Here is a 24800-nt window from a genome sequence, read left to right on the forward strand (position 1 = left end):
GGTGGTGGATGGCGGGACGTTAGTTTCCGCGACGTTGCAGGGACGTTGCGCGTGGCAGGTCGTACTCCTGGGCGAGCTGGCGGGCGCGGGCGACGGCGAGCGGCCGGCGGGGCGTGCCCGGCGGCAACGCCCGCGCCAGGGCCTGCCAGGCGGTGAGGTCGTCGGCGCCGGCGGGCGTCGCGGTCCACGCCGTGAGCAGCGCCGGGTCCGCGGCGGCCAGCACGGCCGCGCGGAGCTGACCGTCGAGCAGCTGGCGCAGTCGCGCCACTCCCGGCGCGTCGGAGGCGGGCAGCAACGACCCGGGGTACGCCTGGAGCGCCCCCGCCGGGTCGCCACGTTCCAGCAGCTCGGCGACGGTACGGAAGTCGGCGCGCACGGTGCCGCGCAGCCGGTACGGGCGGGAGTCGAGCAGTTCCTCGCCGAGCGCCCGGCGCAGCCGGGACAGTTCGGCGCGCAGGGTGACCGGGTGCAGCCGGTCGTCGCCGTAGAGGTCGAGGCCGAGCTGCTCGCCGGTGCGCCCCTCGGGATGGTGGAGCAGCAGCACCAGCAGTTCGCTGTGTCGTCGGCCGAGCCGGACACGCCGGCCACCGACCCGTAGCTCCGCCTCGTCGCGGCCGAGCGCGGCGACGTGCACCACGTCGGGCTCGGCGGGCGCGGCGTTGGCCAGGAACGCCTCGGCGGCCCGGGCGGTGGCCCGGACCAGGGCGAGGCTCTGCGGGTTGGCCAGGTGGTCGCCGCCGGTGATGTCGACCGCGCCGAGCAGCCGGCCCGTGGTCGGGTCGTGGATCGGGGCGGCGGCGCAGGTCCAGCGCTGCACCGGCCGGACGAAGTGTTCGGTGGCGAAGATCTGCACGCTGTGGTCGACGGCGAGCGCGGTGCCGGGGGCGTTGGTGCCGGCGTGCGTCTCGTCCCAGCGGGCGCCGGGGACGAAGTTCATCCGCGCGGCGTGCCGGAGCACCCCCGGGTGGCCCTCCACCCAGAGCAGCCGCCCGTACGCGTCGCAGACCGCCATCAGGTGCGCGCCGTCCTGGGCGATTCCGCCGAGCAGGTCGCGGAAGAGCGGCAGCACCCGGGCGAGGGGGTGCACGGCCCGGTAGCTCTCCAGCGCGTCGTCGGTGAGGTCGACCGGGGCGGTGGCCTCCGGGTCGAGCAGCGCGGACCGTTCCCACGACCGCCGTACCACCTCGCGGACGCGGTCCGGTGTCGCGCCGCCGGTGAGGAACGCCTCGTGGGCGGCACCGACCTGTGCGATCCGTTCCGCCGGATCGGCACCGAATTCCAGGGCGAGCCACGGGTCAGCCACCACCGACCTCCTCCCGCCCATGGTGACCCACCTCACCCGGATGAAGGAAGGCTCGGCTTGGCGGTTCCGGCTGACGGCCCGGCTGCGGGTCGACCGGCCCGGGCGGGGCGCACCTCCACCACCCGGGACGGTCGTCGGGGCGTTCGGCCCGGCCCGTCGACCGGTGGTTCCGCTCGCCGCGCTCCGCCGTCGGCCGAGGATCCGTGGCGGGCCGCCGGAGTCCATCAGACAGGGTAAACGGGCGATAAGCGGATAAAACTCGGATTTCTCCCCCCGGTTGGGCAACCCCCGCCTGAGGGATGGGTGGAACACCGCGGGTGCGATCGGGGGGATCGACGCCCGCGGTGTTCCACGATCAGGGGCCGACCACGGTCAGCCGAAGGCCGCGTCCAGGATGTCCAGGCCGCGCTTGAGGTCGTCGTCGGAGATGACCAGCGGGGGCAGGAAGCGCAGCACGTTGCCGTAGGTGCCACAGGTCAGGGTGAGCAGGCCGGCGGCGTGGCAGGCCGCCGAGACAGCCGCCGTGGCGGCCGGGTCCGGGGTCAGCGTGCCCGGCTGCACGATCTCCACGGCGAGCATCGCGCCACGGCCGCGTACCTCGGCGATCCGCGCGTCGCGGGCGGCGATCGCCCGCAGCCGGTCGCCCATGGTCGCGCCGATCCGTCGGGCGGCGGCGGCCAGGTCCAGCTCGTGCATGGTCTCGATGGCGGCCAGCGCGGCGGCGCAGGCGATCGGGTTGCCGCCGTACGTGCCGCCGAGGCCGCCCACGTGCACCGCGTCCATCAGCTCCGCCCGCCCGGTCACCGCCGCGAGGGGCAGCCCACCGGCGATGCCCTTGGCCAGGGTGATCAGGTCCGGTTCGACGCCCTCGTGCTGGCAGGCGAACCAGTCCCCGGTCCGGCAGAAGCCGGTCTGGATCTCGTCGGCGACGAAGACCACCCCGGCCGCCGTCGCCCACTCGCGCAGCGCCGGCAGGAACCCCTCCGCCGGTACGACGAAACCGCCCTCGCCCTGGATCGGCTCGATCAGCAGCGCGGCCACGTTCTCCGCGCCGACCTGCTTCTCCACCAGCTCGATCGCCCGGGCGGCGGCGGTCGCCCCGTCGAGCCCGCCGTCCCGCAGCGGGTACGACATCGGCACCCGGTAGACCTCCCCGGCGAACGGCCCGAACCGGTGCTTGTACGGCATGTTCTTCGCGGTCAGCGCCATGGTCAGGTTGGTCCGGCCGTGGTACGCGTGGTCGAAGACCACCACCGCCGGCCGCCCGGTGGCGTGGCGGGCGATCTTGACGGCGTTCTCCACCGCCTCGGCGCCCGAGTTGAACAGCGCCGAGCGCTTCTCGAAGCTGCCCGGGGTCAGCGCGTTGAGCTGCTCGCAGACGGCCACGTACGACTCGTACGGCGCGACCATGAAGCAGGTGTGGGTGAAGCGTTCGACCTGCGCCTGCACCGCCGCCACGACGCGAGGGGCGGAGTTGCCCACGTTGGTGACCGCGATGCCGGCGGCGAAGTCGATCCACTCCCGGCCGTCGACGTCGGTGATGGTGCCGCCGCCCGCGCGGTCCACGTACGCCGGGATGACGCTGCCCACGCCGCGGGCGACCGCCGCGCCCCGTCGCTTGTGCAGCTCGTCGGAAGAAGTCATCGGTAATCAGCCCTCGATGTTGTGCATGACGTGTTTGATCCTGGTGTAGTCCTCCAGGCTGTAGACCGAGAGGTCCTTGCCGTGCCCGGAGTGCTTGAAGCCGCCGTGCGGCATTTCCGAGATGAACGGGATGTGGGTGTTCACCCAGACGCAGCCGAAGTCGAGCCGGCGGGTCATCCGCATCGCCCGGCCGTGGTCCCTGGTCCAGACCGAGGCGGACAGGCCGTAGTCCACACCGTTGGCCCAACGCACCGCCTCGTCCTCGTCCGAGAAGCGCTGCACGGTGATGACCGGCCCGAACACCTCCTGCTGGATCACCTCGTCGGCCTGCCGCACGCCGGAGACCACGGTCGGGGCGTAGAAGTAGCCGCGCTCGCCGACCTGCGATCCGCCGGCCTCGACGTTCGCGTGGTCCGGCAGCCGGTCCACGAAACCGCGTACCCGGGCGAGCTGGTTGGCGTTGTTCAACGGGCCGTAGAGCACGTCCTCGTCGTCCGGCGCGCCGGTCTTCGTGTTGCGGGCCTGCTCGGTGAGGGCGGCGACGAAGTCGTCGTAGACGCCGGGGCCGGCGAGCACCCGGGTGGCCGCGGTGCAGTCCTGGCCGGCGTTGAAGTAGCCGCCCACCGCGATCGCCTCGGCCGCCGCCGCGATGTCGGCGTCGTCGAAGATCACCACCGGGGCCTTGCCGCCCAGCTCCAGGTGGGTCCGCTTCAGGTCCGGGGCCGCCGCCGCGGCGACCTCCATGCCGGCCCGCGTCGAGCCGGTGATCGACACCAACTGCGGGGTGGGGTGGGCGACGAGGGCACGTCCGGTGTCCCGGTCGCCGCAGACGACGTTGAACACGCCCGGCGGGAAGCACTCGGACGCGATCTCGGCCAGCAGCAACGTCGACACCGGCGTGGTGTCCGACGGCTTGAGCACCACCGTGTTGCCGGCCGCGAGGGCCGGGGCGATCTTCCAGACCGCCATCATCAGCGGGTAGTTCCACGGGGTGACCTGGGCGCAGACGCCGATCGGCTCGCGCCGCACGTACGAGGTGTGGCCCGCCATGTACTCGCCGGCCGACCGGCCCTCCAACAGCCGGGCGGCACCGGCGAAGAAGCGGAACTCGTCGACGGCCGGCGGCAGCTCCTCGTCGGCGGTGAGCTGGCGGGGCTTACCGGTGTTGCGCACCTCGGCGTCGACCAGATCGGCCGCGCGGGCCTCCACCGCGTCGGCGAGCTTGAGCAGGGCTTTCTGCCGCTCGGCCGGGGTGGTGTCGCGCCACGTCTCGAACGCCGTGGCGGCGGCCCGCATCGCCGCGTCCACATCCGCCGCGCTGGAGACCGGCGCCTGGGCGAAGACCTCGCCCGTGCACGGGTCGATGAGGTCGGCGTAGCCGCCGTCCACCGGGTCGACGTACTCGCCGTTGACGAAGTTGCGCAGCTGCTGCTGATCGCTCATCAGAAGTCTCCGAGGGATGGCCGGGGGGAAGGTCTGCGGAGGTTATCGCAATCTGACTGCCATCTTGGCTACTGAATCCGTAACAGACAAGGGCCAAGGCAACTGTTTCCGCGCGAGCCTGGCGTCGTCTACGCTGCCGATCGTGGAGCCGAGAGCCTTCTTTGTCGCCGGCCGCCCCGTCCACGGCGAGGGCGAGCTGACCGTCACCCACCCGTACGACGGCCGCGTGGTGGGGCGTACCACCGTCGCCACGCCCGACCAGGTCGAAGCCGCCGTCGCGGCAGCCGCCGGCGTGGCCGCGGCAGCCGCGGCCCTGCCCGCGCACGCCCGGGCGGCGGCCCTCGACCACGTCTCCCGGCGGCTCGCCGAACGCGCCGACGAGGTCGCGGCCCTGATCACCGCCGAGAACGGCAAGCCGGTCAAGTGGGCGAAGGCCGAGGTGGGCCGGGCCGTCTCCACGTTCCGGTGGGCGGCCGAGGAAGCCCGACGCTTCTCCGGCGAACTGCAACGCCTGGACACCGACCCGGCGGCCACCGGGCGGATCGCGTTGGTCCGGCGGGTGCCTCGCGGCCCCGTCCTCGGCATCGCGCCGTTCAACTTCCCGCTCAACCTGGTCGCGCACAAGGTCGCCCCGGCCATCGCCGTCGGTACGCCGATCGTCGTCAAGCCGGCCCCCGCCACCCCACTGTCGGCGCTGCTGCTCGGCGAGATCCTCGCCGAGACGGAACTGCCCGAGGGAATGTTCTCGGTGCTGCCGCTGCCCAACGAGCGCGCCGCCGAACTGGTCGCCGACCCCCGGCTGCCGGTGGTGTCGTTCACCGGCTCCGGGCCGGTCGGCGCCGCCATCCGGCGGGCCGCCCCCGAGAAGCACGTCACCCTGGAACTGGGCGGCAACGCGGCCGCCGTGATCTGCGAAGACTGGTCGTCGGACGAGGACCTCACCTTCGCGGCGCACCGGATCGCCACCTTCGCCAACTACCAGGCCGGGCAGTCGTGCATCGCCGTGCAGCGGGTGTACGTGCACGAATGGCTCTACGACGGCTTCCTGCCCCGGCTCGTCGCCGCCGTACAGGAACTACGAACCGGGGACCCGACCTCGGAGCTGACCGACGTCGGGCCGCTGGTCTCCGTCGAGGCGGCCGAGCGCGTCGAGGCGTGGGTGGACGAGGCGGTCGCCGCCGGCGCGACCATCGAATTCGGCGGCCGACGGGAGGGCGCCACCTACCCGCCGACGGTGCTGTCCGGCGTGCCGTCGTCCGCCAAGGTCTGCCGGGAGGAGATCTTCGGGCCGGTGCTGGTGGTCACCCCGATCGAGAACGACCAGGCCGCGTTCGCCGCGGTCAACGACTCCGCGTACGGGTTGCAGGCGGGGATCTTCACCCACAACCTGCAGACCGCCTTTCTGGCGTCCCGCACACTGGAGGTCGGTGGCGTGATCGTCGGGGACGTGCCGTCGTACCGCGCCGACCAGATGCCGTACGGCGGGGTGAAGGGTTCCGGCGTCGGGCGGGAGGGCCTGCGCAGCGCGATGGAGGACTACACCGAACCGCGCGTCATGGTGCTGACCGGGCTGGCGCTGTAGCACCCCGGCGCGCCCGGCCCGCGTCAGCGGCGTGGGGCTTCCCGGGGCAGGCCCCGTGCCCGCCCCGGGGCGGTCACCAGGTGCCGTCGTCGCGTACCCGGGCGGGGGCGCGGCCGAGCAGGAGGGTGGTCAGGGCGGCGTCGATGTCCGGGCCGAGGAACCACTCGCCGGCCTGGTCGAGCGCGAAGATCCGCCCGTGCTCGTCCACCGCGATGATGCTCTCCTGACGCTCCGTCCCGAGCGGAAAGAGTCGTACGCCGAGCACCGCACCGAAGTCGGCGAGCGTGTCGGCGCTATGCGCGCCGCGAAGCGGATTCGTGGTGAACCGGCTGATCCACACCTCCTGACCTGGCCCGCGTCGCCGGCTCAGAACTGCGGGAAACGCGGTCAGGGCCTGCACGGCTGCCGCGAAGACCTGATGTTCGTGGCGTCGGCCTGCGATCTCGCGTGTTTCCGCTATGGCGCCCAGCGCGAGCGCTTCGTTGAACATGCTGTCCTTCCAGCCGGCATCGACGAGCGCCTCAGCCACGCCGTCGGGGAAGCGCCCGGGTCGGATGAGGGACTGGGGTGGCGGGAGCCAATCCTCGCAGTGGGCGAGGTCGGACCACGGGAGCACGTTGAAGTGCACCAGAAAGTTGATGCAGGAATCGCAGGGCAGCTCCGCCGGTCCGCCTGCGGGGTCTCCGGATTCCCGTACGCGGAAGAACTCGGTCCGAGCGCTGCCCAGGATGGTTCTCGTCTCCTCGAGGGTCAGCAGGGGGAGGCCGTCGTTCGCTCGCCGGTGGTCGTGTTCGTGCAGTACGTCGGAGACGACGATCATCTCGGCGTGTCGCTCGCCGCCCCGAACCAGATGGCCGGGCGGCAGTTCGTCCAGATAGGACTCAACCAGCGGATGGTGGTGTAGTTCGACGTCTCCCTTCGCCCCGTGGGCAACATGGACGCGGCCGTCGAGGGTGAGATGCGCCACGCCCCCGGGCGTGGGCAGCCGGGTGATCTCGCGAAGCAGTTGGCTGGCTGGGTCCACCGTGCGCGGCGCGTGCGGCTCGGGCGACCGGCGCTGCCGGAACATCTGCGCGACGGCGGGGAAGGGCAGCCGTGGCCAGGTCGACACCTCGCCGGTCTCCCGGTCGATGATGGTGGTCGGCAGGTCGCCCGGTAGGGCGCGAGCGTCGGTGGAGACCGTGGACGTGATCAGGTAGCCCAGGTCGAACTCCTCGATCAGCGGCGTGCACGGGAATCCCAATCGCTCGGAATCCCGCTGCGCCCAGACGGCGGCGAGCTGCTCGGCCTGTTGTCGCTCGATCACAGCCTGAAACTACCGGACCCCACGGATCCGTGGCGCCCGGTATGGTCGGCCCTACTGACCGTGACGGTGACGGGGAGGGTGACGGTGGCCGAGAGCGCGGATCGGGACGCCAACCATGCGCTGCGTGCGCGCTTCGACGAGGTGTACGGCCAGTACCAGCGACTTCGGTCCGGATTGGACGAACTCCGGGGCAAGCTCGCCGAGCTGCGGGTGACCGAGCGCTCCGACGACGGCCAGGTCACCGCCGTGGCCGGGGCCCGGGGCGAGCTGATCGCCGTGGAGGTCGCGCCCTCGGTCTTTCACGACCGGGATGCCAAGGCGTTGAGCAGGAAGATCACCGCAACCGTGCTGCGGGCGTCCGCCACCGCGGTCGCCGCGACCCAGGAACTGGTCGCCGGATATCTGCCGCCCGGCGCACCGTCGGTGGAGTTCCTGCGTACGAATGACTTCGGCGCGCTGCTCGGCCGGGCGGACGCCGTCCTCTCGCGCGGCGAGTGACCACAATGGCCGATGGGCAGATCTGGCTCGACCCGGACCGCGCCCGCCGTGGCGGCGCCGATCTGACCCTGGCAGGGGAGGCGGTCAGCGCCTCCCGGCGCGGGGTCGGCGGTGAGATCGCGGCGGCGAGCGGGCAGCGGCCGTGGGGCCGGGACGACATCGGTGCCGCCTTCGACAAGCACTATCGCGGTTACGAGGAGACGCTGCTGGATGTCTGGGCGGCCCTGGGCCGCTCCCTCGAAGGGCTGGGCTCCGACGTGGTCCGGTCCGTGGCCGCGACCGTCGAGACCGACGAGACCAACGCTCGCCAGCTCGGCGAGATCCCGCATCGGCAACACACCCCGCATCGGCACCGGCGCTGACCTCCGGAGGATCCGCGCGTGAGCATGCTGCCCAGCCCGATCCCGCACCCGCTCGAATACTGCCCCTGGGACGTGCCCGGCTGGATCTACGAGGCGCTGGACTGGGTCGTCGGCGTGGAGTGGCCGGACGGGAACGAGCGTGCCGTCTGGAACCTCGCCGACCAGTGGTACGGCGTCGCCGACGTCCTCGCCGGCCCGCGTACCGACGCGACCGCCGCCGCCGGTGAGGTGCGCAGTGGCTACGGTGGTGTCGGCCTGGTGGCCGAGGCGTTCGATACCGCGTGGCACAAGGTGGCCGAGGGGCCGGATTCCCCGCTGTCCGTCCTGCTCGCCGTCACCGGCGAGCTGGGCAAGCTGGTCGACTCCTGTGGCTGTGACATCGAGGGCGCCAAGCTGGAGGCCTGGATCGAGCTGGGCATCCTGGTCATCGAACTGCTCTCGTTGGCGGTGGCGGCCGTGCTCACCGCCGGTGCCGCCTCACCGGCGGCAGGGGCGGCTATCGCCGCCAGCCGGGTCGCCGTGCAGCAGATCTTCAAGCGGCTCGTGGCGCAGCTGGCCCGCAAGGCTCTCAGGGAGGGGCTGAAGGAGGCCGGCGAGCGGGCCGCGAAGGAGATCGGCAAAAGCGGCGTACGAAAGCTCGCCCGACGTTCCGCGATCGGCGGTCTCGTCGAGGCCGGGCAGGAGGCGGGCACCAGCCTGGCGACCCAGGCGTACCAGAACTCCACCGGGCGCCGGGACGGTCTGGACCTGGCCGACGTGGGCATGTCGGGGCTCGGTGGCTTCGCCGGCGGCGCTGTAGCGCCGCTCGCCGGGATCGGGCGGCACGCCGACGGGCGTCTCGCGCAGGTCGGGGAGCACCTCGGGCGGGAGATGGTTGGCGAGACCCTGGCCGAGAGCGCCGCGAGGGTGGCCACCGGGCAGAACATCTCACTGGAGGACCTGGCCCGGGCGGCGGCCTCCGGTGTCAGCGGCTCCACCACCGGGCAGGCCGACGCGGCTCTGCACCACCGACTCGACGGGAAGCTGACCGGCCTGTCGTCCGCACCGATGGACCTGGCCCTTCCACCGCCCCCGGACACGAGCAGCGTCGTGCCAGCCCAGCGCGCGCCCGAACCGGTCGGGTCGATGCCCGCCCCGCCCATCGAGACCCTTGCGTCCGTGACCGGCGCGAACACTGTTCTTCACCCCGATGCCACGGACCCTGGTGTCGCGGGCACGGTTGGATCCCGGCGGCTGGACGATGGAGTTTCGGCGGCGCACCTCACCTCACCTGTGCACCCCCAGCAGTCGGCGGATGTCGCCGGGCGACCGGTGCACTCCGTTGACGAGGCCGATGCGAACCGGCCGTACCCCGAGGTGGCGGCCCGCCCCACGCTCTCCTCTGTGGTCGTCGACGCGCCGGTCGCGGGCGCTCACCCGGTCGCCACCGAGCCGAGGCCCGGGCCGGTCGCGGGAGCCGACGTCGCCACGCCGAGTCAGGCGGCGCCGGCGCAGGCGAGCGTGGCACCGACGGTGGCGAGCGGATCTCCGTCAGTCGGGGCGCACGCCCTGTCACCGCTCCCCGCCGACCGTCACTCGACCGGCACCCTGGCCCCGCACCCCGGACCTTCGAACACGCCACCGCCCAACCGACTCGCAGCAGATCCGATGGCCGGGCCAACGGTCACCGGCCCGGACACCCGGCCGATGCCGAACCCGCGTTTCCCGCTGCTGGAGGCGCTGGCCCCGGCCCCGCGCCAGCCCGCCAACAATCCGCCGCCGGCCCTACCGGGTCCCTTCGATCCGCTTCCACCTCGCCGGAACGTACCCACGCCCGAGGAGTTGGCAGCCCGGCGGGTTGCCGATCGGGAAGCGCTCGACCGACGTCGATACCAGGGCTACCTCAATTCCCAGCGGGAGTTGTACGAGGAAAACCGACGTCATGGCCGGGTGAAGGAACTACGCGAAACGGCGGAGCAGCATTACGAAGCCACGCGGTGGCTCCTCGGACGGGCTGATGAGCTTCGCGCGGTGGGGCAGCATGACCTCGCCGAGCAACACGTGCGAGAGGGACGGTTCAGGGACCGTCTCCACCACAAGGCTCTTGACGACGCCGAAGCGGTACTGAACGGCGAGTTGGTTCCGGCAGAGGTGATGGTCGAGAACGACGCCGACTTCTACCGGATCAACGACGACGTCGCCGACCTCGCACCCGGTGCCGTGGAAACGCCGGACCGATCCGCCCTCACCGGTGACGGTCGCCCCCCGCCGATCGACCGCTCCCGCCGCTATGGCGTACGTGGTGGGCTGCGTCCGCCGCTCGCGCTGCACCAGAGCGACCTGGAGCGGCAGATGCCCCGCAATCCGGACGGCACCGTGGTGCGTACCGCCGATCCCCGGTCTGGTGGCTGGTTCCGACTCGCCAACGACGGTGGACCGGAGGCGGACGCCACCCGAGGAATCAACTGTCTCGACTGCACCCTGTCGCTCTACGAGACCTGGATGCACGGCCGGCCGCGGGTCTCCGCGCCGCGTACCTTCGACGGCTACCTTCAGGGGGACGTCCGCAGCCCCGTCGACGGCGAGGAGGACGGGCCGCGCCGGGTTGAGGAGGTCACCGGCGGACGGTTCCAGAAGCTGTGCCCCGACGTCCCGCCCGCGACCGACCTCGGGGCGCGGCGGATGGTCGAACACGGCTATCAGGACCTGCACGGGCAACTGCTGGCGGGTGGCCACGGCAGCTACGCCTTCCTCATCACCAGTTGGCAGGGTGGGGGATCGCATGCCTGGGTGGCGCTGAACCAGAACGGTACGGTGCTCTACCTCGACCCACAGTCGGGCTTTGTGGCGGATCGTCCGCTCTACACCCACAGCGGCGTTTCGCAGAGCACCAACGCGGTCGGGATCGATGCCCTGGTGCTCGGACCGGACGGCCGGCCGATGCCGCTCGCCGGTCGGCTGCCCGGCGACTTCAACGTCCTGCCGGAGCCGGTGGATAGACCCGACCCGCCACGGCTGCCCGATCCGCCACCGCAGCTTCGCGGCGCGGACGACGTGCCGGACTTCAACCATGTCCATCTGCTCGGGGAGTCGACCACGTTCCACCGAGCGGACGACGCGTCGCTTCCCGGCAGCACACCGGCGCCGGACCTGGACGCCGTGCGGCAGGCACACCTCGACGCCCACAGCGAGCGGATCTCGGCCGGCTTGTTCGTCCGGGACGCGATCGCCGCGAGTACGAGCCTTGACGGGGTCTTCGCCGCCGGGGTCACCCCGGTCGAACTGGCGCAGCACCTGGACGGGCCGACGCTGCGCCGGCTGATGCCGGAACTGGACGAGGCCGCGGCCGGCGACGTGACGCGACTGCTCGATGATCCACGGGTCCGGCAGATGTTCGACCAGACGTGGGAGGCGCCGCCGCGCGGTGAACCGCTGCTGGGCGAACGGCTGCTACAGCAGCTGGCACAGCGCCCCGACCTGGTCCGGATGATCCTGGCAACGCCGGAACTGGCCAACTCGCTGACCGCGAGGCCGCTCACGCTGCATCACCTCGCCAGCCACCAGCAGGCGATCGACGTGCTCGGCGACGTTCTGGACGACATCGCCGAGCGCGGTCCGGATGCGCCTATCGAGGCGGAAGCGACGACACCGCGTACGACGCCCTTGACGGATGAGCAGTGCGGGCTCGGCGCTGAGGTGGCGGCCCGGAGGCAGGACAATCGACAACTTGGGTTCGATCGCACCCGACGAGACGACGAGGGCTATCGCCTCGCGTATGTGGAGAACCTCTATGCTGAGGCCGCACTGGTACAGCCGGAGTTGAACCGTATTGCAATCGACGTTGCGGGAGAGTGCGGGCGGCCAGATTGGCGGAGCCAACCAAAGGACCGCGAACGGGTGCTGGACAAACTCGTGGAGTATGGGAACGACGCATCGCGGCTGAAGGATCTTGCCGCGGCCAAGGTGGAGTTCGGCCAGCTCGACGACGTCTACCAGGCACTCGGTGGGCTGTCAGCTGACCCACGAGTGGTCATGCTTGACATCAAGGATCGGTTCCTGTCCCCGCAGAGCAGCGGATACCGTGACGTACTGCTCAACCTGAGCATGGCAAACGGACACGTCGTTGAGCTTCGACTGCAACTCGCCCCGCTTGAGTCCGTGGCGAAGTGGGAGCATGCGCTGTACGAGGTCCGACGAGATCTGGATGCACTGGCCGAGTCCGGCGGACGGGCGCTGACGAGGGCGGAGAGGGCGATCCGGGATGGCCTGCTGGTGCGCGTACAAGACATTTACTGGGCGGCGCTATCCGAAGGACTCCAAGAGGTGTCGCAACGATGACGCAGCTTAGAGGCTTGGTACTGCCGAAGTTCTTCATCTACTACGACTCACCCGTGAAGTTGGTGGAAACGCAAGACGGCGGGGTTGCCGGGTGGCGGATGTCAGCAGACACCGGCGGCTGGCAACCGGCCAACGATCTGATAGACAAATTGCTTTTTGTAGGCGGCGACGAGATTCACCAGATATCACGCGACGAGTTTGTCTGGCGAACGGAGCAGGACCGTGGCCGCAATCTGACCGGGGAGGAAGCGGTCTACGCGCTCTACGAGACCGTGCGGGCGCTTGAGGAGACCATCCGCCAGGAGCGCCGTTATCCGACGCCGCATGAGCAGGCGCTGATCGCGGGTATCCGACGGAGGACGTTCGTGCTGTTCGAGGAGCAGTTGCGGCAGGCCGGAGACCCGGGCGCCGACCCGACCATCGCGACCTCCTGACTGCGGTACGGCGTAAATGCGTTGCGGGCCGAGGGGCGGCGGGCGAGGGTCCGGGCATGGCTGACGCGCGTACGAGCACTGAGAACGGCCAGGCCGACCCCCAGTTCGCCTGGTCGAACATGTTCGTCCATCCCGACGCGGACCCGCGCTCCGACGGTGGCTTCGAGGGCGAGCGCGAGACTCTCGTCGGGTATCTGCGGGATCAGCGTCTCACCCTCGAACTCAAGTGTGCCGACCTCGACGCCGAGCAGATGGCCCGGCGGTCGGTGCCGCCGTCGAAGATGTCGCTGCTCGGTCTGGTGCGGCATCTGGCGGAGGTGGAGCGCGGCTGGTTCCGCCGGGTGATGGCGGGCCAGGACGCGCCCAAGCACTACTCACCGCCGGACGAGCGCGACGGTGCCTTCGACGGCGCGGTCGCGGACCCGGCGGTGGTGGCGGAGGCGTGGTCCACCTGGCGGGCGGAGGTCGCCTTCGCCGAGGAGTTGGTGGCCGCGACCGCGGATCTGGGCACCCGGGGCCGGATGTCCGACGGGGCGGAGATCTCCCTGCGTGAACTGCTGGTGCACATGATCGAGGAGTACGCCCGGCACAACGGGCACGCCGACCTGTTGCGCGAACGCATCGACGGCCGGGTGGGTCAGTAGGCGACGGCAGCGACGACAGGGCGGCCGTGGGCGGGTGCGCCGAGGAGGCCGGGCCGGCCGGGGGCCGATCGGCTGGCTACGGTGACGTGGTGACGAGGCCACCGGGCAGCGGGGGAATCCGGTACGAGCCGCCGGCCGACGTGGCGGAGGCGCTGCGCGTACAGGAGGAACTGCGGTCGCGGGTGGACCTGGTCGGGCCGGGTCCGGCCGCGCCCGCGACGGTGGCCGGGCTAGACGTCGCGTACGCGGAGAGCGGCGACCGGCTCGCGGCGGCCGTCACGGTGCTGGACGCCGCCACCCTGGCCGTGGTCGACGAGGCGGTCAGCGTGGGCCGGCCCGCCTTCGAGTACGTGCCGGGGCTGTTCGCGTTCCGTGAGCTGCCGGCGCTGCTGGCCGCCCTGGACCGGCTGACCGTGCGTCCCGAACTGCTGGTCTGCGACGGGCACGGGTTGGCGCACCCGCGCCGGTTCGGGCTGGCCTGCCATCTCGGCCTGGTCACCGGGCTGTCCGCGATCGGGGTGGGGAAGACGCCGCTGGTCGGCGAGTGGGCGGAGCCGGGACCGGAGCGGGGTGCCTGGACGCCGCTGCGCGACAGCGGTGAGGTGGTCGGCCGGGTGCTGCGTACCCGGGACGGGGTGAGGCCGGTGTTCGTCAGCGTCGGCCATCGGATGAGCCTGGCCAACGCCACCCGCCGGGTGCTGGCGTTGACGCCCCGGTATCGGCTGCCGGAGACCACCCGGACGGCCGACCGGCTGTGTCGTCGGGCACTGGCCGCCGCGCCCGCCTGACCTTCCGGCGTGTCGCGGCGCACATGCCGGCCGCTCGATGGGCGGGCGCCACCCCGAGCCGGTAGTAGCCTGACCCGGCGGACCCCCGGGCGGGGTGGAAAAGGTGAGGTGGAGATGTCGGTGAGACGGCACGCGGCGCGGCTGGCCACGGTCGGCGTGATGCTGGGCGGCCTGGTGGCCGTCGGGGCGTCTCCGGCGTTGGCCGACGACGACCGGGTGAATGTTCGTTCGGCCCGCAGCTTCTCCGCCGGCGGGTCACCGCAAACTGTCGCGGTCGAGGTGCGCAAGCGTACCGACGGGTGCGTGCACCTGCGTACCGTGGTGGGGCTGCGGCTCGACGGCGTCCGGCCCGATCAGGTCCAGGTGGAGGTCAACACCGGTGGAGAGTGGCACCCCGTCGGGGTCTCCGGCGGGAACGGCGGGGTGGCGACGGCCCCCGTCTCGCCCGACAAGCCGGAACTCTGCAAGGGCAAGGAGCGGACGGTCCGCTACCGGGTCGCTTTCGTGGCCGGCGCGCCGGGCGGTCGGCTGACCGTGCTCGGCGTCGCGAGCACCGCCTCCGGTCGGCTCCTCGGGCAGGGCGACGCCTCGGCCCGGGTGGTGGGCGCGGCGAGGGCGAGCTCATCGCCGACGCCGTCGCGGACGCCGTCGCCGACTCCGAGCGCCGAGGCCGTCCCGTCGCCGAGCGACGCCGACCCCCCGCCGTCCGTGGCCGCCTCGGTCGGTCCGGCGGTCGAGTCCCGCGCCGCCGCCGACTCGTCCTCGGGGAGTTCTCCCATCATGTGGTTCGGTATCGGCCTGGTGGTCGTCGGCGCCGCCCTGATCGCGCTGCTGGTCCGGCGTAACCGCGCCGAAAAGGGCGAGGAGCCGGTTGCCCATCCGCAGGTCCCGCTGCCCCGTGCGGCGGGTGGCAACACGTACCGCTCCGGGGGCCCGGCCGGACAGGTGTACGGGCAGCAGCCGGCCGCCCCGACCGTCTACGGCGGCTCCTCGTCGCCCCGTCCGGCCGGCAACGTGTACGGCGCTCCCGGGGCCAACCGGCCGACCGGTGAGCCGCCGGTGCCTCCGGGCGGCGACGCGACCAGCGTGCTGCCGCACGTGCCCCGCTGAGCCGGGGCCCGGCCGCCCGTCGAGGGTTACGGTGACGGTGTGTGGTGTCGACCTGACCGAGGTCGGTGCCACGGTGGCCGGTGGGCATCGACGGGTCGGGATGATCTCGCTCCGCGGCACGGTGTCCGTACCGGTTCGCCGATAAGATCGCGCGTGCGCCGGACGGCACCGCCGACCGGTGAGACCGCATACGTGGAAGGAGCCGCGCCGTGGCCCTGGACCCGCAGTTGCTCGAGATCCTCGCCTGCCCGGACACACACCACGCCCCGCTCGACTACGACCCGCAGGCGCAGACGCTGACCTGCACCGAATGCGGCCGGATCTTCGAGGTCCGGGACGACGTGCCGGTACTGCTGCTGGACGAGGCACGCGGTGGCCCCGCGGCGGACGACGCGCGCGGTGGCTCGGCGGCGCAGCGGTGATGGAGGGTACGGCCGGGGTCAGTGGGCACCGGCACGCCGACGAGTCGCTGCTCGACGACTCCGACCAGCTGGCCGAGCGGGACCCGGGCGGGATGCTCCGGTTCACCGCCTCCGGCGGTGCCCAGGTACGCGAGTCGGCCGCGCTGGCCGCCGAGGCGAACCTGAGCGTGCTCGCCGACGAGGGTCGGCCGCGGGCGGTGGTCATCGCCGGTATCGGCACCGCCGGGCGTACCGGGGACGTGCTGGCCACGGTGGCCGGGCCGCGTTGCCCGGTGCCGGTGATCCCGCACCGCAGCGCCGGGGTGCCGGGCTGGGTGGGTGCGGCCGATGTGGTGATCGCGGTCAGCGCCTCCGGTCGTAGCCCCGAGGCGCTGGGCGCCGCCGAGGCGGCGCACCGCCGGGGTGCCCGCCTGGTCGCCGTCGGCGCCCCGGACTCGCAGCTCCAGTCGGTGGCCGAGCGGGCCCGGGCGCCGTTCATCCCGGTGCCCCGGCGGGCCCCGGCCCGGGCCAGCCTCTGGGCGCTTACCGTGCCGGTGCTGCTCGCCGCCCGTACGCTCGGGCTGGTGAAGGTCAACGAGGCGGACCTGGCCGAGACCGCGGCCCGGCTGGACGCGGACGCCGACCGGTGCCGTCCCACCGCCGAGTCCTTCGTCAACCCGGCCAAGTCGCTGGCCCTGGGGCTGGCCGGGTCGATCCCGATCGTCTGGGGTTCGTCCCCGCTGGCCACCGTGGCCGCCCGCCGGTTCGGTGACACGCTCTCGGCGAACGCCCGCTACCCGGTGGTGACCGGGGCGCTGGGTGAGGCCGGCCGGGGTCGGGTCGGCCTGCTCGACGGGGTGTTCGGCGGGCTGGTCGAGGGGGAGCGGGACATCTTCGCCGACCCGGACGAGACGGTCGCGGACGCCACGCGGCTGCGGCTGGTGCTGCTGCGCGACGGTGGGCTCAACGCGGAGGAAGACACCGACGAGCCCCTCGCGGTGGAGGAGCGGCGGGCCGACGCGGTGCAGACCCTGGCCGAGCGGCGCGGGGTGCGCTGCGACGTGGTGACCGCCGAGGGTGGTTCCGCGTTGGAGCGGCTCGCCTCGCTGATGGCGGTCCCGGACTTCGCCTCGGTCTACCTCGCTCTGGCGCACGGGTTGGATCCGATGGCCGTTCCGGCCATCACGGAGATGAAGGAGCTGGCGAACCAGTGAGCGAGCGGAGCGAGCGAGCCAGGTGGCTCAGCAGCGGGGCGGCGGCGTGAGCGCCAACGGCGGGACGAGGGCGATCGTCGCCGCTCTCGCGGCCAACATCGGCATCGCCATCACCAAGTTCGTCGCGTTTCTGCTGACCGGCTCCTCGTCGATGCTGGCTGAGGCGATCCACTCGGTCGCCGACTCGGGCAACCAGGGTCTGCTGCTGCTCGGCGGCCGGCGGGCCAAGCGGGAGGCGACCCCGCAGCACCCGTTCGGCTACGGCCGCGAGCGCTACATCTACGCGTTCATCGTGGCGATCGTGCTGTTCAGCCTGGGCGGTCTGTTCGCGCTCTACGAGGGGTACCACAAGTTTTCGCACCCGGTGCCGATCACGAGCTGGCAGTGGGTGCCGGTGGGCGTGCTGGTGGCCGCGATCCTCATGGAGGGCTTCTCGTTCCGTACCGCGATCAAGGAGTCCAACCTGATCCGGGGCCGGCAGTCGTGGGTGCGGTTCATCCGGCGGGCGAAGGCGCCCGAGCTGCCGGTGGTGCTGCTGGAGGATTTCGGCGCGCTGGTCGGTCTGGTGTTCGCACTGTTCGGCGTGGGGATGACGCTGGCCACCGGCAACGGCAAGTGGGACGCGCTCGGCACCGCGATGATCGGTGTGCTGCTGGTGACCATCGCGATCATCCTCGCCGTCGAGACCAAGAGCCTGCTGCTCGGGGAGGGCGCCGAGCCGAAGGACGTGGCCGCGATCGAGCGGGCGGTCGCCGGTGGCCCGGAGGTCGAGCGGATCATCCACATGAAGACCCTCTACCTGGGTCCGGAGGAGCTGATGGTGGCCGCGAAGATCGCCGTGCCGCCGTGCGAGACGGCCGAGGAACTGGCCCGGGGCATCAACGCGGTCGAGGCGCGGATCCGCAGCGCGGTGCCGATCGCCCGGGTGATCTATCTGGAGCCGGACATCTACCGTGCGGCCGCCGACCGGGCGGGCGCGGAGTCGGAGCCGGCGGTGCGGTCGGATGCCCGGCCCGACGAGGTGGCCGGGCCCGGGAGCTGACCGTGGAGCTGTTGCAGGGCCGGATCCGGGACTACGCCTGGGGCTCCCGCACCGCGATCGCGCGGTTGCAGGGGCGTCCGGTGCCGAGTGACGGGCCGGAGGCGGAGCTGTGGCTGGGCGCCCATCCGGGCGCCCCGGCCACGGTGGACCGGGACGGCAGCCCGGTCAGCCTCACCGAGTTGTTGACCGCCGAGCCGGACCACTGGTTGGGCGAGCGGCTGGTCGGTCGGTTCGGGATCCGGTTGCCGTTCCTGCTGAAGGTGCTGGCCGCGGACGCCCCGTTGAGCCTGCAGGCCCATCCGGACGCCGAGCAGGCGCGGGTGGGGCACGCGGCCGACGCGGACCGGGTCAACTACGTGGACCCGTATCACAAGCCGGAGCTGCTGGTCGCGTTGTCGGAGTTCGACGCGCTCTGCGGGTTCCGCGACCCGGCCGAGTCGGCGGCGGCGATCGACGCGTTCGGCGTACCGGCGTTGGGGCCGGTGGTGGCGGCGCTGCGTGGCGGGCCGGCGGGGCTGCGCGAGGCCGTACGCCTGCTGTTGAGCTGGCCGGCGGCGGAGCGGTCCGGGCTGGTGGCGGACGTGCTGGCGGCGGAGGCCGCCGGCCCGGACGCGGCGCTGGCCCGTGGCCTGGCGGTGGACTACCCGGCCGACCCGGGGGTGCTGGTGGCGTTGCTGCTGCATCATGTGCGGCTGGCGCCGGGCGAGGCGATCTGGATGCCGGCCGGCAACCTGCACGCCTACCTGCGGGGCACCGGCGTGGAGATCATGGCGGCTAGCGACAACGTGCTGCGCGGCGGCCTCACGCCCAAGCGGGTCGACGTGGACGAACTGCTGCGGGTGCTGCGGTTCGAGGTGCTCGACGAGCCGGTGGTCGCGCCGGTCCCGGTGGGGCCCGGGGTGGTGACCTGGCCGGTGCCGGTCGACGACTTCGCGCTGCACCGGGTGGAGTTGGCGGCCGGCGGTCCGGGGGTGCGGCTGGCGCTGCCGGGGCCGCGCGTGGTGCTCTGCCGGGTCGGTGGTCTCACCGTCGATGACGGGGTGGGCACGGTCACGCTCGCGCCGGGGCAGGCGGCGGTGGGCGCCGCGTCCGCCGGCCCGCTGGTCATCGGCGGCGAGGGCGAGGCGTACGTGGCCACCTGCGGCCTGCGCTGACTCCGCTGTTCCGCCGCAGCCGTCGGGACGAGTCCGACTTTCCCGGAATAGCTTGACGAGCCCCTTGCTCGGTGTGACTCTATGGGTACGCAGCGTTGTCGCGACGAAGGTCTCGGTGACGCGCGGGGAACCAAACCGGGGGGATGCACGGGGCGGCCGGGCCGTGGGCGGAGAGTCCGTTCACGACCGACCGCCCCGTGCGCTGTCCGCCGACCGGGCCGTCCGTCGTCGGCCAACCGGGCCCGGCCGACGGGCTCCACGCGCGTAAGGTGGAAGGCTGCGCAGCACTTCGTTCGACAGGAGCTTCCATGACCAGCACCCTCCCGGCAGCCCCCAGCGGCGCGTCGTCCGGAGCCCGGCCGAGCACCCTCGCCGAGGGCGACTACAAGGTGGCGGATCTGTCGCTCGCCGAGTTCGGGCGCAAGGAGATCCGGCTCGCCGAGCACGAGATGCCCGGACTGATGGCGATCCGACGCGAGTTCGCCGACGCGCAGCCGCTCGCCGGCGCGCGCATCACCGGCTCGCTGCACATGACCATCCAGACCGCCGTCCTCATCGAGACCCTGGTCGCGCTCGGCGCGCAGGTCCGTTGGGCGTCCTGCAACATCTTCTCCACCCAGGACCACGCCGCCGCCGCGATCGTCGTCGGCCCGACCGGCACCCCCGAGGCCCCCGCCGGCGTCCCGGTGTACGCCTGGAAGGGCGAGAGCCTGGAGGAATACTGGTGGTGCACCGAGCAGGTGCTGACCTGGCCCGACGGGCAGGGTCCCAACATGATCCTGGACGACGGCGGTGACGCCACCCTGCTCGTGCACAAGGGCGCCGAGTTCGAGAAGGCCGGTGTCGTGCCGCCGGTCGAGTCCGCCGACTCCGAGGAGTACGCGGTCATCCTCGGGCTGCTGCACCGTTCGCTCGCCGAGGACGGCCAGCGCTGGACCCGGATCGCCGCCAGCATCAAGGGCGTCACCGAGGAGACCACCACCGGCGTGCACCGGCTCTACGAGATGCACCGCAACGGCACCCTGCTCTTCCCGGCCATCAACGTCAACGACTCGGTGACCAAGAGCAAGTTCGACAACAAGTACGGCTGCCGCCACTCGCTCATCGACGGCATCAACCGGGCCACGGACGTGCTGATCGGCGGCAAGATGGCCGTCGTCCTCGGCTACGGCGACGTGGGCAAGGGCTGCGCCGAGTCGCTGCGCGGCCAGGGCGCCCGGGTCGTGGTGACCGAGGTCGACCCGATCTGCGCGCTCCAGGCGGCGATGGACGGCTACCAGGTCGCCACCCTGGACGACGTGGTCGAGCAGGCCGACATCTTCGTCACCGCCACCGGCTGCTTCGACGTCATCACCAACGAGCACATGGCCCGGATGAAGCACCAGGCCATCGTCGGCAACATCGGCCACTTCGACAACGAGATCGACATGGCCGGCCTGGCGAAGCGCTCGGACGTCACCCGGGAGAACATCAAGCCGCAGGTCGACCTCTGGAAGTTCGACGACGGTCACGCCATCATCGTGCTCTCCGAGGGCCGCCTGCTGAACCTGGGCAACGCCACCGGCCACCCGAGCTTTGTGATGTCCAACTCGTTCGCCAACCAGACGATCGCCCAGATCGAGCTCTACACCAAGACGGACGAATACCCGATCGGCGTGTACGTGCTCCCCAAGCACCTGGACGAGAAGGTCGCCCGGCTGCACCTGGACGCGCTCGGCGCCAGGCTGACCACCCTCAGCAAGGAGCAGGCCGCCTACCTCGGCGTGTCCCAGGAGGGCCCGTTCAAGCCGGAGCACTACCGCTACTGAGCCACGCCCGGAAGGGACCGGGGTCGGCCGCCGCGCGGCCGTCCCGGTCCCTTCCGCGTACGCGGACACCCGCCTCCACCGGCGCTGCGCGCCGGCTCCCGCCAGCCGGGTGGGGCCGAACGACCCTGGTGACCCGTGCCACCTGCGGGAGAAGCTGGGGCGTCCGTCAGCCGCCGGACCGGGTGACGTTGTCGTGAACGACTTGACGCGATCCCTCATCAGGAGGAAGGTATGGCTGCCCTAAGTTAACTGAGGCGTGCCTAACCGACGACGGAGTACCGATGTTCGCCACGTACCTGATCGGCCTGCGGGAGGGCCTGGAAGCGACCCTGGTGGTCAGCATCCTGGTCGCGTTCCTGGTCAAGTCGAATCGCCGCAACCGACTGCCGCACGTGTGGCTCGGGGTCGGCCTGGCCGTGGCCCTGTCGGTGTTCTTCGGCTGGCTGATCGAGTACACCTCGACCGCGCTGCTCAACACCTCGAAGCAGCGCGAACTCTTCGACGCGATCACCTCCGTCGCCGCCGTGGTCTTCGTCACCTTCATGATCTTCTGGATGCGCAAGGCCGCCCGGAGCATCGCCGGTGAGCTGCGAGGCAAGCTCAGCGACGCGCTCGCCGTCGGCGCGTTCGCGGTGACCGGGATGGCCTTCCTCGCGGTCATCCGCGAGGGCCTGGAGACCGCGCTGATCTTCTACTCCGCCGCCGAGAGCGCGGCCGGCGGCGCGGGCCGCGGCCCGCTGCTCGCGATGATCGGCGGCATCGCCACCTCCGTGGTGATCGGCTTCCTGCTCTACCGCAGCGCCCTCAAGCTCAACCTGGGCAAGTTTTTCACCTGGACCGGCGCGCTGCTGATCCTGGTCGCCGCCGGCATCTTCAAGTACGGCGTGCACGACTTCCAGGAGGCCGGCCTGGTGCCCGGCCTGAACAACCACGCCTTCGACATCTCCTCGGTGCTCGACCCGAGCAGCTGGTACGCGACCCTGCTGAGCGGCATGTTCAACATCACCCCGACGCCGAGCATCCTCGAAATGGTCGCCTGGGTGGCGTACGCGGTGCCGGTGATGGCGCTCTTCCTGCGCAAGCCGGGCAAGCCGACCGCCCCGGCCAAGCCGGCCGCGACCGACGTTCCCGCCCCCGCCCCCCAGCGCGCCTGACCGCCCCGCTCACCTGTCCTGAGGAGACACCACACCGATGCGTACCAGTCGACTCGTCGCGCCCGCCGCCGCCGGGGTGCTCGCCGTCGCCGGCCTGGCCGGTTGCAGCGGCGACAAGAAGGACGCGAAGGCGGGCGGGCCGATCGTGGTCAAGGCCACCGACACCGCCTGCGAGGTCGGCGAGACCGAGATCGAGGCCGGTCAGGTGACCTTCTCGATCACCAATTCCGGGTCCAAGGTCAACGAGTTCTACGTCTACGCCGCCGGTGACCGGGTGATGGGCGAGGTGGAGAACATCGCTCCCGGGCTGAGCCGTGAGCTGCGCGTCGAGCTGACCGCCGGCACGTACGAGACGGCCTGCAAGCCCGGGATGAGCGGCCGGGGCATCCGGGGCGCGCTGAAGGTCAGCGGCACCGCCGCGTCCGTCGCGCCCGACGCCGCGTTGAGCCAGGCCACCGCCGACTACCAGCGGTACGTCAACAGCCAGACCGCCGCGCTGCTGGCCAAGACCGAGGAGTTCGCGGCCGCGGTCAAGGCCGGCGATGTGGCGAAGGCCAAGGCGCTGTACCCGGTGGCCCGCACCTACTTCGAGCGGATCGAGCCGGTCGCGGCGAGCTTCGGCGACCTGGACCCGAAGATCGACGGCCGGGAGGAGGTCATCGAGGAGGGCATGGAGTGGACCGGCTACCACCGGCTTGAGAAGGACCTCTGGACCACCGGCGACATCAGCAAGGACGGCCCGATCGCCGACCAACTGGTCACCGACGTCAAGGCGCTGGTGGAGAAGGCCAACGCCGAGAAGCTCACCCCGCTCCAGCTCGCCAACGGCGCCAAGGCGCTCCTCGACGAGGTCGCCAGCGGCAAGATCACCGGCGAGGAGGAGCGCTACTCGCACACCGACCTATGGGACTTCAGCGCCAACCTGGAGGGCTCCAAGGCGGCCATCGCCGCGCTGCGCCCGGCGCTGGAGAAGCGTTCGCCCGAGCTGATCTCCCAGCTCGACACCGAGTTCGCCAACGTCGAGAACACCCTCGGCAAGCACCGGGTGGGCGACGGCTGGAAGCTGCACACCCAGCTCAGCAAAGCCGAGCTGAAGGAACTCTCGGACAGCATCAACGCGCTGGCCGAGCCGGTCAGCAAGGTGGCCGCGGTCGTCGCCCGGTGACGACCCGTGGAGGTGGGGCGATGAGCGAGCGCAGCGAGGTGGCGGCATGAGCGAGCAGCGCAGCGAGGCGGTACCCGCCGAGGCGCCGCGAGGGGGCACCCTGTCCCGGCGGCGGGCGATCACCCTGGCCGGGGTCGGGGCGGCCGGCGTGGCCGGGGTGGCGGTCGGCGCGGGCGCGCTGGCGCGCGGCGGCGACCACGCGGCGGCCAGCGACACGGCCGCCGGGGCGGTGCCGTTCCACGGCGAGCACCAGGCCGGCATCACCACTCCGGCCCAGGACCGGCTGCACTTCGTCGCGTTCGACGTGATCACCAAGGACCGGGCGAAGCTGGTCGCGCTGTTGCAGGAGTGGACCGCGGCGGCGGCGCGGATGACCGCCGGCAAGGACGCCGGGCTGCTCGGCGCGGTCGGCGGCGTGCCGGAGGCCCCGCCGGACGACACCGGCGAGGCGCTCGGGCTGCCCCCGTCGCAGCTCACCCTCACCATCGGCTTCGGCCCGACGCTGTTCCGGGACGCTCAGGGCACGGACCGCTTCGGCATCGCCGACCGGCGCCCCGCCGCGCTGGCGGACCTGCCGCACTTCTCCGGCGACGCGCTCAAACCGGAGATCTCCGGCGGCGACATCTGCGTCCAGGCCTGCGCCAACGACCCGCAGGTGGCGGTGCACGCCATCCGCAACCTGGCCCGCATCGGCATGGGCGTGGTCAGCGTCCGCTGGTCACAGCTCGGCTTCGGGCGTACGTCGTCGACGTCGCGGGACCAGGCCACCCCGCGCAACCTGTTCGGCTTCAAGGACGGCACCGCCAACCTCAAGGCCGAGGACGCCAACCTGCTCCGCGAGCAGCTCTGGGCCCAGACCGGCGACGGGCCGGACTGGATGACCGGCGGGTCGTACCTGGTCAGCCGCAAGATCCGGATGCAGATCGAGACCTGGGACCGTAGCTCCCTGGCGGAGCAGGAGCAGATCGTCGGCCGGACCAAGGGCAGCGGCGCGCCGCTCGGCAAGGCCCGCGAGTTCGACGAGCCGGACTTCGCCGCCAAGGGCGACGACGGGCAGCCGGTGATCGCCGAGACGTCGCACGTCCGGCTCGCCCACCCCGGGCAGAACAACGGGGCGCACCTGCTGCGGCGCGGCTACAACTTCGTCGACGGCTCGGACGGGCTGGGCCGGCTCGACGCCGGACTCTTCTTCATCGCCTACCAGCGCGACCCGCGTAAGCAGTTCGTGCCGATCCAGACCCGGCTCGCCCGGCACGACGCGATGAACGAGTACTTGCGGCACGTCTCCAGCGGGCTGTTCGCCTGCCCGCCGGGCGTCCGCGACGCCGCCGACTGGTGGGGTCGCGCGCTCTTCTCCTGACGCCCCACACCCGGCACCGGCTCGGTCGGGGCGGTGCTCCGCGTCGACGAGGGGTCGGCCGGGGTGTCCGC

20 protein-coding genes are annotated in these 24800 nt (G+C 72.0%); 16 read left to right on the top strand and 4 right to left on the bottom strand.

Annotation, left to right across the window (positions count from 1 at the left end):
- Positions 1–19: 19 nt before the first annotated feature.
- The 3 genes from GA0070621_RS27980 to GA0070621_RS27990 form a co-directional block, all read right to left on the bottom strand.
- The gene (locus tag GA0070621_RS27980) at positions 20–1303 is read right to left on the bottom strand and encodes a helix-turn-helix domain-containing protein (RefSeq protein ID WP_091202926.1); all 1284 of its coding nucleotides are present in this window, start codon (positions 1301–1303) and stop codon (positions 20–22) included.
- Between the two features lie 372 nt (positions 1304–1675).
- Positions 1676–2947 carry a 4-aminobutyrate--2-oxoglutarate transaminase gene (gabT, locus tag GA0070621_RS27985; RefSeq protein WP_091201354.1) on the bottom strand — a complete coding sequence of 424 codons (1272 nt, stop codon included), beginning with the start codon at positions 2945–2947 and terminating at the stop codon, positions 1676–1678.
- A 6-nt stretch (positions 2948–2953) separates the two neighbouring features.
- The gene (locus GA0070621_RS27990) at positions 2954–4390 is read right to left on the bottom strand and encodes a gamma-aminobutyraldehyde dehydrogenase (RefSeq protein ID WP_091201356.1); all 1437 of its coding nucleotides are present in this window, start codon (positions 4388–4390) and stop codon (positions 2954–2956) included.
- Positions 4391–4532: 142 nt separating this feature from the next.
- Here GA0070621_RS27990 and GA0070621_RS27995 point away from each other — a divergent pair, with 142 nt between their 5' ends.
- Positions 4533–5972, top strand: coding sequence for an aldehyde dehydrogenase family protein (locus GA0070621_RS27995; RefSeq protein ID WP_091201358.1), 1440 nt, complete (start codon positions 4533–4535; stop codon positions 5970–5972).
- Positions 5973–6045: 73 nt separating this feature from the next.
- Here GA0070621_RS27995 and GA0070621_RS28000 read toward each other — a convergent pair whose 3' ends face one another.
- Entirely contained in the window at positions 6046–7278 is a 1233-nt protein-coding gene (locus GA0070621_RS28000; protein WP_091201360.1) for an SUKH-3 domain-containing protein, read from the bottom strand.
- Between the two features lie 84 nt (positions 7279–7362).
- On the opposite strand from GA0070621_RS28000, the gene GA0070621_RS28005 reads away from it, so the two are divergent.
- From GA0070621_RS28005 to efeB, 15 genes are all read left to right on the top strand, one after another.
- Positions 7363–7776 carry a YbaB/EbfC family nucleoid-associated protein gene (locus GA0070621_RS28005; RefSeq protein ID WP_091202927.1) on the top strand — a complete coding sequence of 138 codons (414 nt, stop codon included), beginning with the start codon at positions 7363–7365 and terminating at the stop codon, positions 7774–7776.
- 5 nt (positions 7777–7781) lie between these two features.
- Positions 7782–8138, top strand: coding sequence for a hypothetical protein (locus GA0070621_RS28010; protein ID WP_091201362.1), 357 nt, complete (start codon positions 7782–7784; stop codon positions 8136–8138).
- A gap of 24 nt (positions 8139–8162) precedes the next feature.
- On the top strand, positions 8163–12455 hold the full coding sequence (locus GA0070621_RS28015) for a toxin glutamine deamidase domain-containing protein (protein WP_456237998.1): 4293 nt from the start codon (positions 8163–8165) through the stop codon (positions 12453–12455).
- Complete coding sequence (locus tag GA0070621_RS28020; protein ID WP_091201367.1) at positions 12452–12889, top strand: hypothetical protein; 438 nt, start codon at positions 12452–12454, stop codon at positions 12887–12889. Before GA0070621_RS28015 ends, GA0070621_RS28020 begins: the two co-directional genes overlap by 4 nt.
- 56 nt (positions 12890–12945) lie before the next feature.
- Positions 12946–13533 (top strand): DinB family protein, encoded by a 588-nt coding sequence (locus GA0070621_RS28025; RefSeq protein ID WP_167667531.1) that lies wholly within the window; start codon positions 12946–12948, stop codon positions 13531–13533.
- 89 nt (positions 13534–13622) lie between these two features.
- Positions 13623–14321: a deoxyribonuclease V gene (nfi, locus tag GA0070621_RS28030; protein ID WP_091202931.1), complete on the top strand. Its 699-nt coding sequence runs from the start codon at positions 13623–13625 to the stop codon at positions 14319–14321.
- 114 nt (positions 14322–14435) lie between these two features.
- The gene (locus GA0070621_RS28035) at positions 14436–15431 is read left to right on the top strand and encodes a hypothetical protein (RefSeq protein ID WP_091202932.1); all 996 of its coding nucleotides are present in this window, start codon (positions 14436–14438) and stop codon (positions 15429–15431) included.
- A gap of 209 nt (positions 15432–15640) precedes the next feature.
- Entirely contained in the window at positions 15641–15853 is a 213-nt protein-coding gene (locus GA0070621_RS28040; protein WP_091201369.1) for a Trm112 family protein, read from the top strand.
- Positions 15850–17046: an SIS domain-containing protein gene (locus tag GA0070621_RS28045; protein ID WP_091201372.1), complete on the top strand. Its 1197-nt coding sequence runs from the start codon at positions 15850–15852 to the stop codon at positions 17044–17046. The genes GA0070621_RS28040 and GA0070621_RS28045 overlap by 4 nt, the downstream gene beginning before the upstream one ends.
- Before the next feature lie 46 nt (positions 17047–17092).
- On the top strand, positions 17093–18088 hold the full coding sequence (locus GA0070621_RS28050; RefSeq protein WP_091202934.1) for a cation diffusion facilitator family transporter: 996 nt from the start codon (positions 17093–17095) through the stop codon (positions 18086–18088).
- A 2-nt stretch (positions 18089–18090) separates the two neighbouring features.
- Entirely contained in the window at positions 18091–19242 is a 1152-nt protein-coding gene (manA, locus tag GA0070621_RS28055) for a mannose-6-phosphate isomerase, class I (RefSeq protein ID WP_091201374.1), read from the top strand.
- A 308-nt stretch (positions 19243–19550) separates the two neighbouring features.
- Positions 19551–21050, top strand: coding sequence for an adenosylhomocysteinase (gene ahcY, locus GA0070621_RS28060; protein WP_091201376.1), 1500 nt, complete (start codon positions 19551–19553; stop codon positions 21048–21050).
- A gap of 281 nt (positions 21051–21331) precedes the next feature.
- Positions 21332–22204 carry an iron uptake transporter permease EfeU gene (gene efeU / locus GA0070621_RS28065; RefSeq protein WP_091201378.1) on the top strand — a complete coding sequence of 291 codons (873 nt, stop codon included), beginning with the start codon at positions 21332–21334 and terminating at the stop codon, positions 22202–22204.
- A 37-nt stretch (positions 22205–22241) separates the two neighbouring features.
- Positions 22242–23369 carry an iron uptake system protein EfeO gene (gene efeO, locus GA0070621_RS28070; protein WP_091201379.1) on the top strand — a complete coding sequence of 376 codons (1128 nt, stop codon included), beginning with the start codon at positions 22242–22244 and terminating at the stop codon, positions 23367–23369.
- A gap of 46 nt (positions 23370–23415) precedes the next feature.
- Complete coding sequence (gene efeB / locus GA0070621_RS28075) at positions 23416–24729, top strand: iron uptake transporter deferrochelatase/peroxidase subunit (protein WP_091201381.1); 1314 nt, start codon at positions 23416–23418, stop codon at positions 24727–24729.
- The last annotated feature ends 71 nt before the right edge of the window (positions 24730–24800 follow it).

The organism is Micromonospora narathiwatensis (assembly GCF_900089605.1).
Classification (GTDB): Bacteria; Actinomycetota; Actinomycetes; order Mycobacteriales; family Micromonosporaceae; genus Micromonospora; species Micromonospora narathiwatensis.